This is a genomic window from Polynucleobacter sp. MWH-CaK5 (assembly GCF_018687615.1).
In the GTDB taxonomy this organism is placed as follows: Bacteria; Pseudomonadota; Gammaproteobacteria; order Burkholderiales; family Burkholderiaceae; genus Polynucleobacter.
On sequence record NZ_CP061299.1, the window covers coordinates 823385 to 838923 of the forward strand.

The window sequence follows — 15539 nt, forward strand, 5'->3', positions numbered from 1 at the left end:
TAGATTAAAGGTCTTCTGCTTGAATCAGTAAGACCTGATCGTCGCCGGCAGAAACTTCTAGCCATGTGACTGGGATCTCAGGAAATGCATCGGAGAAGTTTTTAGCTTCATTCCCAATCTCAATCACCAAAGCGCCATCAGGTTTTAAATAATCTTTGGCATTCGCAATGATTTTTCGAACGATGTCCATCCCATCAACTCCACCGGCCAAAGATATTTCTGGTTCAGCGTGATATTCAGGTGGAAGGTTGGCCATCGATGTTGCATTTACATACGGTGGATTGCAAATGATCAAATCAAATAAATTTTCTTCATTGGGTGAGGGCAAGGATTCAAATAAATCACCTTGGTGAATCTCGATTTGTTCACTGAGATTGTGGCGGTCAATATTCTTAGCTGCCAATGACAAGGCTTGCATGCTGATATCAGATCCTGATACTTCTACATCTGGGCAAGATAGAGCCATCAAAATCGCCAATGAGCCATTGCCAGTGCAAAGGTCTAAGACTTTGGCGCTTGGAGGTAACCAAGGCTCTAAGTGACCATCGACAATTAACTCTGCAATGAATGAGCGCGGTACGATGCTGCGTTCATCGCAATAGAATGGAATGCCCATCAACCAAGCTTCACCCAAGATGTAGGCCAAAGGTTTGCGGCTGGTGATGCGCTCAAGAGCCCAAGCATTGATTTGGGTGAGCAATTCAGGGGTGATTGGTGTGTCTAGAGCTTCTGCAGCGTCTTCAGGAGGAAATCCTAATGCTGTTGCAATGATCCAAAGAGCTTCGCTTTGCGCATCAATGGCGCCATGACCATAATTCAATCCAGCGAGATCTAATTTCTCGGTCAGCTCTTGCCAACAAACTTCTAAAGTTAAATCAGTATTCATGAATGTGTTGAATAAGTTAAAGCTTAAGCAATTAACTTTTCTAAAACACCTTTGTAAATATTTTTAAGTGGCTCGATATCGGCAAGCTCAACACGTTCGTTGATTTGATGAATGGTGGCATTACGCGGTCCAAATTCAACTACTTGAGGGCAGATCTTTGCAATAAAGCGAGCATCGCTGGTGCCGCCAGTTGTGGAAAGCTCTGCGGCCACATTTGTTACGGCCTGAATGGATGCTTGCATGGCTTGAGACAGCTCGCCTGGTTGCGTCAAAAATGGCTCACCACTCAAATTCCATTCGATCGTGTAATTCAATTGATGCTTTTTAAGGATTGCTTCGAGTTTCTCTTTTAGTTTGTCAGCTGTATTTTCAGTTGAGAAACGGAAATTGAAATCAACCACTACCTCGCTTGGAATAATATTGGTGGCACCAGTTCCTGCATGGATGTTAGAAACTTGCCATGCGGTTGGTTGGAAGTGAGCATTCCCCTGATCCCAAGTAACGCTAGCAAGTTCAGCAAGAGCAGGAGCCAATAAGTGAATCGGATTTTTTGCCAAATGAGGATAGGCAATATGACCTTGAACACCAATCACTTTTAATTTGCCAGACAAAGAACCACGACGACCATTTTTGATCGTGTCTCCTAATTGATCAACCGAGGTTGGCTCACCGACCACGCAGTAATCTAAACGTTCACCACGTTTCTTTAATTCATTACAAACAATCACGGTGCCATCGTGCGCTGGACCCTCTTCATCGCTGGTCAATAAAAAGGCAATTGAGCCTTTGTGATCAGGATGTTGTGCTACAAACTCTTCAGTGGCCACCACAAAAGCAGCCAATGAAGTCTTCATATCTGCGGAACCGCGACCATATAAAAAACCATCTTGCTGAGTTGGTTGAAATGGATTTGAAGACCACTTATCAAGTGGACCCGTTGGCACCACATCAGTGTGACCAGCAAAGCTCAACAGTGACCCTGTTTTACCCAGACTGCCTCTTTTAACGGCCCATAAATTGGTCACCCTGAAGTGATCAGGACCACTCATCATGGTTTCGCATTCAAAACCAATCGCTTTGAGTCTATTGGCAATTAGGTCTTGGCAGCCACCATCGGCAGGCGTTACAGAATTCTGAGAAATCAGTTGTTCTGTTAAGAATAAGGTTGAGTTTGTAGTCACGATTAATCTTTAATGAGTTAGCTTAGTCTCTTAATAGATCGTTAATAGCTGTTTTAGCTCTGGTTTGAGCATCTACCTTCTTAACGATGATGGCTGCATAGAGGCTGTATTTACCGCATGCTGATGGCAATGAGCCAGGAACAACCACTGAGCCAGCTGGTACACGACCATAGTGAACTTCACCAGTTTCACGGTCATAAATCTTGGTGCTTTGACCAATGTACACACCCATTGATAAAACAGCGTTTTCTTCAATCACAACACCTTCAACCACTTCAGAGCGCGCTCCGATGAAGCAGTTATCTTCAATGATCACTGGACCTGCTTGAACAGGCTCTAGAACCCCGCCGATACCAACGCCACCTGAAAGGTGAACATTCTTACCAATTTGGGCACATGAACCAACAGTTGCCCAGGTGTCAACCATCGAACCTTCATCCACATAAGCGCCGATATTGACGTATGAGGGCATTAAAACCACATTTTTGCCAATAAATGAACCGCGACGAGCTGTTGCCGGTGGAACTACGCGGAAACCGCCTTTGGCAAAGTCTTCAGCCGTGTAATTAGCGAATTTGGTTGGAACTTTGTCGTAAAACTGTGGGAAACCATTGGTGCCATTGGCTGACATCACCTGGTTGTCTTCTAAGCGGAAAGAGATCAAAACGGCCTTTTTAACCCATTGATTCACATTCCATTTACCCACTGATTGACGCTCAGCAACGCGAATAGACCCGTCATTTAAGCCAGCTAATACGGTAGCCACTGCCTCGCGAACCTCTTTTGGGGCTGCTGAAGGTGATAGGCTTGCGCGGTCTTCCCAGGCTTGATCAATGATGTTCTGTAGCGTTGGCATAAACTCTTTTTCCTTTAAAAATAACAAGTAATAAGCCTAGATTATATCTGTCGACTCCAGGAAGTGCTCTTTCTATCCCTACCTTGGTATCATCACAATGATTACATTAAAAGAAGTTAGCCGTGCGACTTAAATCTATAAAACTTTCAGGGTTCAAATCCTTCGTAGATCCTACTCATTTCGAGCTTCCAGGCCAATTAATTGGCGTTGTGGGACCGAACGGTTGTGGTAAATCCAACATCATTGACGCTGTTCGCTGGGTTTTAGGTGAATCGAGGGCCAGTGAATTGCGTGGCGAGTCCATGCAGGACGTTATTTTTAATGGCTCAGGCCAAAGAAAGCCTGCCGGTCGTTCAAGTGTTGAGTTGATATTTGACAACACCGATGGTCGCGCCGCTGGTCAATGGAGCACTTTTGCTGAATTGTCAGTCAAACGTGTGCTGACTCGTGATGGAGCTTCTAGCTATTACATCAATAATCAAACGGTCAGACGTAAAGACATTCATGATATGTTCATGGGTACTGGTTTAGGTCCTCGTGCTTACGCCATCATTGGTCAGGGCATGATCTCAAGAATCATTGAAGCCAAACCAGAAGAGTTACGTGTTTTCTTGGAAGAGGCTGCCGGTGTATCTAAGTACAAAGAGCGTCGTAAAGAGACTGAATCTCGTTTGGAAGATACCAGAGAAAACTTGACCCGAGTAGAAGACATTCTGCGTGAGTTAACTCAGAATCTCACCAAGCTAGAGGGTCAGGCTCAAGTTGCTGAAAAATACAAAGATCTGAATACCCAGATGACACAGCAACAACAATTGTTGTGGTTGGTTCGTCAGACTGAAGCAGGTAAAGAGCAAGAGCGTCACGCCAATGCCATCAGAGATTCTCAAGTTCAACTAGAAGAACAAACAGCTAAGCTGCGTCATGCAGAAGCTGAATTAGAAGAATTAAGAAGTTCTCATTACACATCTCAAGATTTGGTTTCAACGGCTCAAGGTGAGCTTTATGAAGTGAATGCTGAAGTGGGTAAGCTTGAGAATGAGATTCGTTATGTTCAAGAATCACGTGCACGCCTACAGCAACAGATTTCAGATTTGCAAGCGCAGTTATCTCGTTGGTCTTCACAAGAAGTGGCTGCTGCAGATGCATTGCGTCAAACCAATATTGATTTAGAGTCTGCTCGCGAAAACGAAGAGCGTTTCTTAGAGGCTCTTCATCAGGTTCAGGAGAAGTTGCCAGCGCACGAAGTAACTTATTTAGAAACACAAAAAGCTTTGGATCAAGCGCGTGAAGCTGTGTCCTCAACTGATCAGCGTTTAGCAAGTTTGGCTGAGAGAGTTTTGGCTGCTGGTCGTCAATTAGATCAACTTCATCAACGTCAAGAGCGCTTACAAGCAGACTTATCTAGTTTGGTAAAACCTGATGCTGAGGCTCTTAGCTTGGCTACTGATCGCCAAACCATGGCTCAGCGCAAGGCTGATGAAGCCCAAGAAGTTTCTGAAGCAGCCAATGTGAGTGTTCCAGAAGCAGATGCGACGCGACAAAAAGCTCAGCAGACATTGCAAGAATCTTCTGCGGCATTGAGTCAAACGCAAGCTCGTCTCAGTGCGTTGCAAGCATTGCAAGAAAAAGTTCAAGCTCAAGCCAAAGTTGGTCCGTGGTTAGAGCAAAAAGGCCTCAATAAAAAACAACGCCTATGGCAAGACTTGCAAGTTGAAAAGGGTTGGGAAACTGCTCTTGAAGCTGTCTTGCGTGAGCGAGTCACTGCTTTACAAGCGGGCGATTTGAATGAGGCTGTTCGTCTTGCACAAGATGCGCCGCCATCTCGTTTGGCTTTCTATTCTGGTAACGGTGTTTCTAATTCAGATTCAAGCGTCAACGGTTTGACCAGTTTGATGAGCCGTGTTCAGGTCAAAGACTCTGGCATTAAAGCTGTGATCCAAGAGTGGTTGGGCAATGTTTATATTGCCGATAGCTTAGAAGACGCCATGCGTCGTCGTGAACAGCTACCTCAAGGTGGCGTTCTTTTGGTCAAAGAAGGGCACATTGTTAGTCGTGTGAGTTTGCAGCTCTATGCCGAAGACTCAGAGCAAGCTGGCTTGTTGGCTCGTGGTCAAGAAATTGAAAACTTAGACTTACAGTTAAAAGCTCAGCAATTGATTCTTGATGAAGCTCAGAGTGAAGCCAACAGAGCGCAGTCTGCCTATCATCAAGCACATCAGTTAGCCCAGCAGGCTCGCCAAACGGCTGAGCAAGCTGTGAGAGAGGCGCACAACCTAGAGGTTGAGCGTTTGCAATTAGCTCAGGCTGATGAAAAATACAGAAGCAGAGCAGATCAAATCAATCGTGAACTTGATGAGCTCACTCAGCAATCTGCTGAACTTCAATCAATCAGAGATGAAGGTCAGGGCGAGCTAGACCGTGTTCAAGATGAAAAAGGTGTGCATGGCGATAGTTTGACGACAGCACAAGACGCTTATCAAGCAGCACAGCATGCTCTTGAGCAAGCTCGTGAAGCTTTGCGTTTGTCTGAGCGTGAAGCAAGTGAAGCATCTTTCAATACAAGAACATTGGTTCAAAGAATCAGTGATCTAACGCGTGATCAACAGTCTGCACAACAACAGGTGGGTGACATCCAAGTGAGCTTGGGCAATTCTCAAGAAGAGTTGCATGGCTTGTCTGATGAAGCTGCCCAAGATGCTTTACAAAACTTATTGATTCAAAGAAGCGCCCGTGAAGCTGCTTTGGCAAATGCCAGAACAGAAATGGATGCTATCTCCCATCGTTTGCGCGAAGGTGATGAGGCACGTTTAACAATTGAGCGCAGTTTGCAACCTTTGCGTGATAAGGCGATGGAGCTTCAACTCAAGGAGCAAGCGGCTCGCTTGAACGTTGAGCAATTTGCAACCATGTTGATGGATGCTGAGGCCAATGTTGAGGAATTGCAAGCACGCCTAACGCCTGACATGAAGGTCAGCACTTTGCAATCTGAAGTGAACAAGCTTAACCAAGAAATTCAAGGTTTGGGTCCTGTGAACATGGCGGCTCTTGAAGAGTTGGCCAGTGCGCACGAGCGTAAGACGTTCTTGGATGCTCAATCAGCTGATTTGAATGAAGCGATCAATACATTGACGGATGCTATTTCAAAAATTGACGCTGAAACGCGTGAATTGTTGCAAGGCACATTTGATCAGGTGAACGAACATTTTGCGAAACTATTCCCAGACTTATTTGGTGGCGGAAACGCCAAGTTGGTGATGACTGGTGAAGAGATTTTAGATTCTGGTGTTCAGGTGATGGCTCAACCGCCAGGCAAGAAGAATTCAACCATTCATTTGTTGTCAGGTGGCGAAAAAGCTTTGACTGCGATTGCTTTGGTCTTCTCATTGTTCCAATTGAACCCAGCCCCATTCTGTTTACTGGATGAGGTTGATGCTCCATTGGACGATGCGAACACGGGTCGTTATGCTGACATGGTTGCAAGAATGTCTAAAAATACTCAATTCGTCTTTATTTCACACAACAAGATCACCATGGAAATCGCTAGCCAATTGATTGGTGTCACGATGCAAGAGCAGGGTGTTTCTAGAATTGTTGCCGTTGACTTAGAGGCTGCGGCAACGATGGTGGAGGCTGCTTAATGGTTTGGTTCACTGAACTTGCTACATCCTTAGGGTTGTCGGATCTTCAGTTATCTCTTGGACTAATTGGTTTTAGTCTATTAGTCCTTGTCATGATTTATAACGCGATGCGTATTCGCAAGTTAGACAAGAGTGAATCGATGGACAACTCCACGGATTCATCGGAACCAAGTTTTTCATCGGTTGATACAGTCCTGGGCAAAGCTGAGCCAAGTCTTGGTGGTGCTGGTGGCCAAGTAATTCATTCTCAAGCTGTTTTGGCAAAGATTGATCCTTTGATCGATTGTGTTGCCACATTGCGTTTACCGGAGCCTATCACTGGTCAAGAAATTTTGAGTCAGCTATCTGACTGGCCAAAAAATACTCAATTTACCTGGCTACATGAAGGCTTGAGCACGGATGGTGTTTGGCAATCAATTTCGCCAGAGCTGAGTTTTACGGAACTCCAGTTGGCGATTCAATTGGCCAACAGATCTGGCCCTATTGGCATGGTTGATTTGTCAGACTTTATTTCCAAAGCTCAATTGCTATCAAATGCTTTAGATGCTGAGTTAGATTTGGCTTCTCACAATGAGGTCATCGAATCAGCTAAAAGTTTGGATGATTTTGCTGCAAAGTGTGACATTCAATTGGGCATCACCGTTGTTCCCAAAAATGGTTTGTGGAGTTTGATGACTATTCAGAATGTGGCTAATAAAGCTGGATTCTTGTTGTCACGCGATGGTCGTGAATATCAGCGTGTTGTTTCCGATATGGTCATATATAAGTTGATAGCTGATCAAGCCAACTTCTTGCGCGATGATTTAAGTCAGTCAAATGTTCAGTATGTGACATTGCTGTTAAATCTTCCTCACGTATCTTATGAGATGACGCCATTTCAATTGATGCTGGATGATGCCAAGCTTTTGGCTGAAGCGCTCAACGGTCATTTGGTGGATGATGCTGGAAGGCCATTGGTTGATGAGGCTATCGTTGCCATCAAGGAACAGCTTGAAGAGATTTATCAGGCGATGATGGTTCAGGGTATTCCTGCAGGTTCTGCTGCTGCAAGCAGACTTTATTCCTAGGTCCTTATGGCTGATTCGGCCCGATATGCCTGGCTGAAAGACGAGTTGGCAAGCTTGGATCATGCCTACTACGTTCTTGATGACCCCAAACTTCCCGATGTTGAATACGACAAGCTCTACCGAGAATTGTTAGCTATTGAGCAGGAGCATCCTGATTGGATCACTTCTGATTCACCATCACAAAGAGTGAGTGGGCAAGCCAGCGATCTTTTTTCTGAAGTCAAACATGTGGTTCCGATGCTTTCTTTGAATAATGCATTGGAAGACAAAGAGGCTGAGGCTTTTGATAAGCGTTGTCGTGAGGGATTAAATTTAAGTGCTGTTGAATATGCTGCTGAACTCAAGTTTGATGGTTTGGCCATATCTTTGCGTTATGAAAATGGTCTTCTAACTCAAGCCGCCACACGCGGTGATGGTTACAGTGGTGAGGACGTCACAGCCAACATCAGAACAATCAAGGCGATCCCTTTAAAACTTAAAGGTGCTTCACATCCAAAAGTCTTGGATGTTCGAGGCGAAGTCTTTATGAGTCATAAAGACTTTGAAAGTTTGAATCAAGCTGCCATCAATAAATCTGAGAAAACTTTTGCCAACCCAAGAAATGCGGCAGCGGGTAGTTTGCGTCAATTAGATCCTAGAATCACTGCGCAACGGACCTTGTCTTTTTATGCCTACGGTATTGGTCAATGTGAACCGTCAATCTTTGTACCTAAAACGCATTCTGAATTATTAGATCTCTATGCATCTTGGGGTTTGCCTGTTTGCGAACATCGCGCAGTCGTTCAATCGATTGATGGCTTGATGGGGTTTTATCAGTCGATTGGTGCCTTGCGTGATCAATTGCCTTATGACATTGATGGGGTGGTTTATAAAGTTAATTCAAGAGAACTGCAAGAAGATTTAGGCTTTGTTTCAAGAGCGCCCAGATTTGCTGTGGCTCATAAATACCCAGCCCAAGAGGCTCTGACAACTGTCTTGGGTATTGATGTCCAAGTGGGTCGAACTGGGGCGATCACACCAGTAGCCAGACTTTCACCGGTGGTGGTTGGTGGCGTGACTGTTACCAATGCCACTTTGCACAATGAAGATGAGGTTCGTCGCAAAGATGTTCACATTGGCGATACCGTGGTGGTTCGTCGTGCAGGTGATGTGATTCCTGAAGTTGTTTCAGCCATCAAAGAGAAGCGCCCATCTTCAGCGATTGCTTTTGTCATGCCCACATCTTGCCCGATTTGCGGCTCTCATATTGAAAAGCCAGAGGAAGAGGCTATTGCAAGATGCAGTGGTGGGTTGTTTTGCCCAGCTCAGCGCAAGCAAGCGCTTTTACACTTTGCTCAACGCAGAGCGATGGATATTGATGGCTTAGGTGAAAAAATTGTTGATCAGTTAGTCGAACAATCCATTGTAAGAACTCCAGCCGATTTGTATCGCTTGGGCTTAATGGCTTTGGCCAATTTAGACCGAATGGGTGAAAAGTCGGCTGAGAACTTACTTCAGTCAATTGAAAAATCCAGAAAAAATACCTTGGCTAGATTTATTTTTGCCCTGGGGATTCGTCACGTTGGTGAGAGCACCGCCAAAGATTTGGCCAAATACTTTGGGCAGATTGAAAAGCTCATGGTTGCCAATGAAGAAGAATTACTTCAGGTCAATGATGTCGGTCCCGTAGTCGCAAAATCATTGCTCAGTTTCTTTAGTGAATCTCATAACAGAGAGGTTGTTGAGCAATTATTGGCATCTGGCATTGAGCTTGAGGTGGAAACCTCAACGATCAACCCAGAATTACTTGGTAAAACATTTGTTTTGACGGGAACATTACCCACCATGTCGCGTGATGAAGCAAAAGCTCTGTTAGAAAAGGCTGGAGCAAAAGTTGCAGGATCTGTGTCTGCCAAAACACATTATGTGGTTGCTGGTGCTGATGCTGGAAGCAAGCTTGAGAAAGCTCAAGAGTTAGGTGTTGCAGTGATTGATGAGGTTCAGATGTTGGCTTTACTTCAATCTAATTAGCTAGCAATACCTTTGTCATAATCATCCGCAAAAGCGTGATTAACATCACTGTGGCCTTGTTCATCAGCTCTCACCGCAATCACAACATCACGTAGCATGGCATTAGCAGGCAAATTCCAATATTCGATTGCAATGGCTGGCGCAGGGATGTTTAGTTCAGGATTGGCATCAATTTGCGCAAGATAATCTGTGTAACTGATCACAGCCTCTTCCTCGAAATAGCCGACGATGCGGTGCGCTGTTCTTGGGAAAAAGACATAAATAAAGAAAAACAAATGCCAAAACACTGCTTGAGCAATCAAGACAATCATTCGCTCAAGCCAGTTTGGCTTTGCAACTTCAAGGAATGTCATGAGATGCATGCGCTCATTTTCTGCTTCAGCCAATAGTGTGCGAATCTTTGGTCCATAACCTGTTTTCATTTGGCGCAGACTTTTAAGATGTGTCCACATACCCGCAACCATTCCTGGAACGGCCGCCACTGTCTCAAGAACCACAGCTCTGTGACCATATCGACCGCTGAAAAATGTGTCTGCAGTCCATCTTAGTAACAGGGTGAATCTTTTTGCAACTCGATCGCTAAGGCTTGAAGGATTGTGTCTCATAGCTTATTTCCTATAGGATGTTTAGGCAAGGCAAAAAGCATTGTGCTTAAAAGTAAGACTGAAACGACTGTAGCATATAAAACAGGCTATTGTTGAGCTATTTAAACAAATTAGAGAGTGCTTAAAAAGACTACAAAATAAGAATTTTGTAGGAAATTTCCCACGTAACTTTCAGAAAATTCCTACACTTTACTGCTGTAAAAATACCTTACTAGATATTTATTATTTTTTCTTTTGAGCGAGGAAATAATTTTGGAAAAGAGAGAGGTATTTTTTAAATCAATAAATTCTGTAAACAACTTGCCAAAAGATTCTGTTGCAATTGTTGTTACGCATCTTGTTGAGGATGCTAGGGTTTTTTTAAAAATATTAGGAGAGCAATTTACAAAGCTAATAATAATTCCAAAGCATAGCTCCAAAACACATACAACAATTGATGATTACTCTAAATATGGGCTGATGTTAGATGTATCAAGATTTCAAATTGATCAAGAACCAGAATCTTTTTTTAGAACATTAGATTCGCACATAAATACTAAACAATTCATAATTTTTGATATGGGTGGTTATTTCTCATCGCAAATTGCGTATTTAAATGATAGAAAAAATAAATTTTTGGGAGTAATTGAAGATACAGAAAATGGTCACTTAAGATATCAAAAGGCCTTAAAAAACCCAAACAAACCAACATTTCCAATTATTTCAGTGGCAAGAAGCACTCTTAAGGATCCTGAAGATATATTAGTTGGCCAGGCAATTGCATTTTCAATAGAAAAAATTCTTAGGTCCAGATTGGAGGTATTGGTTGGAAAAACAGTTCTTGTGATTGGGTATGGAAAGATTGGAAGTGGAATTTGTGCGGCATTAAAAGGTAGGGCTTCTCATATTTATTTCTTTGATGAGGACCCAATTAAAACTGTTAAAGGATTGGCATCTGGTATTCAGAGCGGAGAAAGAGATATTTTGATCAAAAGTGCAGATTTAATTGTATCTGCTACTGGGAATAAAGCCTTAAGCAAGAAAGATTTAGACAATTTTAAATCAGGAGTGTATATATTTTCGGCAACATCCTCTGATGATGAATTCAATACTTGTCTACTCGAGTATTTTGAGGATGATTCTTCAGGCGGAAATCATCAAAAGCCAAAAAATCTCTTAAAAAATAAAGTAGCGTATTTATTTAACAAAGGTAACTCTGTTAATTTTATTGATGGAGGTGTTGTTGATAGATACATTGAGTTAGTGCAAGCCGAAATGATTTATGCGGCATCAATAATTCTGCAAAAAGAATTGGGCGTTATTACTCAAATAAAAAATGAAGAAAAAAAATTTATTGCTGAAAAATGGCTTAATAAATATTTCTTTAAATATTGATGGATTCTTTATTTGTTATTGCTGTCGCTTGTTTTTCAAGCTTATCCAGAGCTTCTATTAATGTAATAGATCGCTGGCAATTTGCTTATAAGAAAGAATGTGTAATTCAAATTACCTTTTTTAACAACTTGTTTCCAGTTTTTCTTGCAGTGGTCTGCAGCCTATTACTTGGTTACGGTAATTTAGTTTACAAAAATATTTTTTGCTTAGATGCATTTTTTTTTGGGGCAATTATTCAAGTTGTTGCTATTACTTTTTCATATGCAATTAAGAAGTATGAGTTGTTGAAAGTCACTCTCATGACCAGGGCATCAGACTTTTTTATGCCAATAATCTTTGGATTTATTAGTGGATTTCACAACATAAATCAAATAGCAGTTCAGCTGATTGGCTTTTTAATTACAGTCCCTTTGTTTTTGAGGTTTAAAATTTTTGAGCTTAATTCCTTATACTTTCTTGTACTTATTGTATTGGGAGTTACTGCTCAGGCAATTTTTGGTAAGTATTTTATGGGAAATTATTTTTCACATAATAATTTTGAAGGGCTAATTTTTTTTACTATTGGGGTAATTTTCTGGAGGACCATCTGGACATTACCAATGTTATTTTATAAATTTAAAACGCTAAATTTTTCTATTGCTCTATTAAAAATTACTTTACTAAGATCAATTTTGACTTTGGGGACTCAAATATCTTTTATTTACACTATCAATTCAATTTTTGTAGATATTGCTCTCCCAATTTTGAATTTAACGGGTTTATTTTCCATCGTACTTGCTAGTTTATTGATGAAGGAAAAATTGGGTGATCATGTATTAGGATTAATTTTTCTTACATTTCTTATTTCAGGGGTTGCAAGTTATGTTTGATATCAACAAGTTTATAAATCTTTACTTTCAAAGGGCAAATAAACTGAATTTATACATTGATCCAAAATTCAATTCTATTTATAAGTCCAGTCAATATGATTTTCATTTAACAGCCAGTGGCATAGTTATCAGAGATGATTCTGTTTTGCTGATTTTCCACCGCTACATTAAAGAATGGTTTCAACCTGGCGGACATATTGATGATGGTGAATTGCCACATATTGCTGCTCAAAGAGAGGTTCTTGAGGAAACTGGATGGCAAACTTCATTGCTTGGAGATGATATTCCTGTAGATATTGATATTCATCTGATACCTGAAAACCCTCTTAAAGCACAGCCAGAGCATTGGCACATTGACTGTGCGTTTTTGCTTAATCCCATTACACAATCATCTCCCTCAGATCCTGAGGTTTCCAAATGGTTCAGGTTTGCTGAAGTATCTAATGAGAGAATTAAAAGAGTGATTAACTTGGCAGAAAAAAACTAAACTGCTAAAGCATCCAAGATCTCTGTTTCAAGTTGGACTTGTATTTTTGAATCTTTGGACAGGTTGTGTCCATCTAACAAGAATACGTCCTCGATGCGCTCACCCAATGTATTGATTCTGGCAGTATGAAGAGAGATATGGTGCTCAGCCAAAATCTTGGCTATCGCGTAGAGAAGTCCTGTCCTATCGTTGGCGGACACAGATAAGACATAGTATTGTCCGCGCTCATCAGCCCTGAGGCTCACGCGAGGTTGAATGGGGAAGCTTCTTGATTGTCTTGATAGGCGACCCTTGCTAGGATTTGGCAGTGGAGCGCTTTGTTGAAGCATTGCAGCCAAGTCATGCTCAACCAGTTGAATGATGTCTCGATAATGACCTCCTTCACGCAACATATTCGTTCCAGAAATCTGGAAAGTGTCTAAAGCATAGCCATGCTGTGTCGTATGAATCTTGGCATCTAAAATTGAAAAACCCTGTTGATCAAAGTAAGCGCAAATCCTAGCAAATAGATCTACTTGATCCTTCACATAAACACCAACCTGCAAACCTTCACCAATTTGAGATAGACGCGCTCTCACAATTGGCTCGGAATAATTCACACGACCATGCAAATGTTTGGTGAGCCAAGCGATATCACTGGGTTCATGTCTTAAAAAGAAAGAAATATCTAATTGTTTCCAGAGATTCTCATGAGCATCTGCTTGAAGACCAAACAGGCGAAGCATTTTTTTTGCCTCTGACTGATTTTGTTCTAACTCAGAGCTAAGATCGTGTTGTTCGCCACCAAGAATTCTCAAAGTGAGCTTGTATAAATCTTCTAGTAGTTTGCCTTTCCAAGCATTCCATACTTTGGGGCTGGTTCCTCTGACGTCTGCGACGGTCAATAAGTAAAGAGCCGTTAGGCGTCTTTCTGTCTTTACCTTCTTGGCAAACGCCTTGATCACATCTGGATCGCTGATATCTTGTTTTTGTGCAACTTGGCTCATGGTCAAATGCTCAGCAACCAACCACACCAATAAATCAGTATCTTCCTTATTCAAGCCATGCTGTTTACCAAATAGACGAGCATCTTTTTTACCAAGATCTGAGTGGTCACCACCGCGTCCTTTGGCAATGTCATGGAATAAGGCTGCTAAGATCAAGAGCCATGGCTTGTCATAGTTGGCAGCCAGTTGACTACAGAATGGAAACTCGTGTGTGTGCTCCACAATCCAAAAGCGTCGCACATTGCGCAGCACCATCAAGATGTGTTGATCGACTGTGTACACATGAAATAAATCATGTTGCATCTGCCCAACGATCCGCCTAAAGGCAGGTAGATAACGACCCAAGACACTGGTTTGGTTCATTAAGCGGAATGCATTTGTGACGCCTTGAGGTTGGCGCACAATCTCCATGAAATATTCTCGGTTTTCGGCTTGCTTGCGCCATTCAGCATTCATGAGATTTCTGGCGTTATACAAACCTCTCAGTATTTGCGCTGAGAATCCATTCACTCCTGGAGTTTTTGTATAAAGCAAAAAAGCCCGCAAAATTTGATTGGGGTGTTTCTCAAATAAGTTTGGATCCAAGATATCCAGCAAACCTTGTTTCTCAACAAAATGCTCTGAGACTGGTCTGGTGATTCTGGATTCTTTAGGGAAAAGAATCGCCTCAATATTTTGTAGCAGAATTTCATTGAGCTGGGTCACCGCTTTAGCGGCCCAGTAATACTTCTTCATGATCTTTTCGCTGGCACGAGTGCCATTCTCTGAGGTCAAACCAAATGATTCGGCGAGCTGTGTTTGCAAATCGAACACCAAAACATCTTGACGTCTCTTGGCAACCAAGTGCAATTGAGTACGCAAGGTTTGTAATAGCTTTAGATTCTTATTGATCTCTAATGATTCACGCTTGGTCAACAGACCTTTTTTATGTAAATCGGAAAAGCTATTTCCCAGCTTGGCAGCTTTGGTCATCCATAGAATCACTTGCAGATCTCTTAAGCCACCGGGGCTTTCTTTGCAGTTGGGTTCTAAGGAGTAGGGTGTGTCGTTGTATTTGTGATGTCTTTGACGCAGTTCTGATAACTTCGCTTGATAAAACGCCTTGGCATCCATGGCAGCGTCAAATTGCACCAAGAATCGACGGTAGAGTTTTTTATCTCCACCAACTAGACGTGATTCAAGAAGTGCGGTTCTAACGGTGATATCAGCTGCTGATTCTTCTAAACACTCTTCGATATTACGTACCGATGAACCAATCTCTATGCCAAGATCCCAACAGCGGGTAATGAAGCTTTCAATTTTTGGGGTAGCTATGGCCAATTGATCAGCGCTGAGCTTTTCAGAGAGGAGAACCAGGATGTCAACGTCGGAATATGGATATTGCTCCGCTCGACCAAATCCACCTACAGCCACAAGAGCCGCATACTCATCCAAACCATTTTCTTGCCATGCCAACAACAATTGCTGATCTATGAGCTGGCAAATATCTTTGGTTAATTTGTGGACGTTTAAATCTTTTTTGAACTCTTCAAAGCGAGCCTCGCGACGAGTTTTAAGAGTTGCAAGGGTGTCCATTTTTA

General features: G+C 42.3%; 11 protein-coding genes. 6 read left to right on the top strand and 5 right to left on the bottom strand.

The genetic code is table 11. The features are described from left to right. Positions 1–4: 4 nt before the first annotated feature. Genes prmB through dapD form a run of 3 tightly spaced genes read right to left on the bottom strand, consistent with a single transcriptional unit; the run spans position 5 to position 2923 of the window. Positions 5–886, bottom strand: coding sequence for a 50S ribosomal protein L3 N(5)-glutamine methyltransferase (gene prmB / locus GQ367_RS04200; protein ID WP_215291764.1), 882 nt, complete (start codon positions 884–886; stop codon positions 5–7). 23 nt (positions 887–909) lie between these two features. Beyond that, positions 910–2067: a succinyl-diaminopimelate desuccinylase gene (dapE, locus tag GQ367_RS04205; protein ID WP_371818552.1), complete on the bottom strand. Its 1158-nt coding sequence runs from the start codon at positions 2065–2067 to the stop codon at positions 910–912. A gap of 22 nt (positions 2068–2089) precedes the next feature. Further along, the gene (dapD, locus tag GQ367_RS04210; protein WP_215291766.1) at positions 2090–2923 is read right to left on the bottom strand and encodes a 2,3,4,5-tetrahydropyridine-2,6-dicarboxylate N-succinyltransferase; all 834 of its coding nucleotides are present in this window, start codon (positions 2921–2923) and stop codon (positions 2090–2092) included. A gap of 122 nt (positions 2924–3045) precedes the next feature. On the opposite strand from dapD, the gene smc reads away from it, so the two are divergent. The 3 genes from smc to ligA are packed head-to-tail and all read left to right on the top strand — an operon-like array spanning position 3046 to position 9638. Then, a complete protein-coding gene (smc, locus tag GQ367_RS04215) occupies positions 3046–6561 on the top strand; it encodes a chromosome segregation protein SMC (RefSeq protein WP_215291768.1) in 3516 nt (1171 codons plus the stop codon). Further along, positions 6561–7628 carry a cell division protein ZipA C-terminal FtsZ-binding domain-containing protein gene (locus GQ367_RS04220; RefSeq protein ID WP_215291770.1) on the top strand — a complete coding sequence of 356 codons (1068 nt, stop codon included), beginning with the start codon at positions 6561–6563 and terminating at the stop codon, positions 7626–7628. Before smc ends, GQ367_RS04220 begins: the two co-directional genes overlap by 1 nt. Before the next feature lie 6 nt (positions 7629–7634). Further along, entirely contained in the window at positions 7635–9638 is a 2004-nt protein-coding gene (gene ligA, locus GQ367_RS04225; protein ID WP_215291772.1) for an NAD-dependent DNA ligase LigA, read from the top strand. On the opposite strand, the gene GQ367_RS04230 is transcribed toward ligA, so the two are convergent. Further along, a complete protein-coding gene (locus tag GQ367_RS04230) occupies positions 9635–10243 on the bottom strand; it encodes an alternative oxidase (protein ID WP_215291774.1) in 609 nt (202 codons plus the stop codon). The genes ligA and GQ367_RS04230 overlap by 4 nt on opposite strands. 252 nt (positions 10244–10495) lie before the next feature. On the opposite strand from GQ367_RS04230, the gene GQ367_RS04235 reads away from it, so the two are divergent. The 3 genes from GQ367_RS04235 to GQ367_RS04245 are packed head-to-tail and all read left to right on the top strand — an operon-like array spanning position 10496 to position 12973. After that, positions 10496–11617, top strand: coding sequence for a hypothetical protein (locus tag GQ367_RS04235; RefSeq protein ID WP_215291775.1), 1122 nt, complete (start codon positions 10496–10498; stop codon positions 11615–11617). Continuing rightward, positions 11617–12486, top strand: a complete 870-nt coding sequence (locus GQ367_RS04240; RefSeq protein ID WP_215291777.1) for a hypothetical protein — start codon at positions 11617–11619, stop codon at positions 12484–12486. The genes GQ367_RS04235 and GQ367_RS04240 overlap by 1 nt, the downstream gene beginning before the upstream one ends. Further along, the gene (locus tag GQ367_RS04245; RefSeq protein WP_215291779.1) at positions 12479–12973 is read left to right on the top strand and encodes an NUDIX hydrolase; all 495 of its coding nucleotides are present in this window, start codon (positions 12479–12481) and stop codon (positions 12971–12973) included. The genes GQ367_RS04240 and GQ367_RS04245 overlap by 8 nt, the downstream gene beginning before the upstream one ends. Here the strand turns inward: GQ367_RS04245 and GQ367_RS04250 are convergent. Continuing rightward, a complete protein-coding gene (locus GQ367_RS04250; RefSeq protein WP_215291780.1) occupies positions 12970–15534 on the bottom strand; it encodes a [protein-PII] uridylyltransferase in 2565 nt (854 codons plus the stop codon). The genes GQ367_RS04245 and GQ367_RS04250 overlap by 4 nt on opposite strands. Positions 15535–15539: the final 5 nt, after the last annotated feature.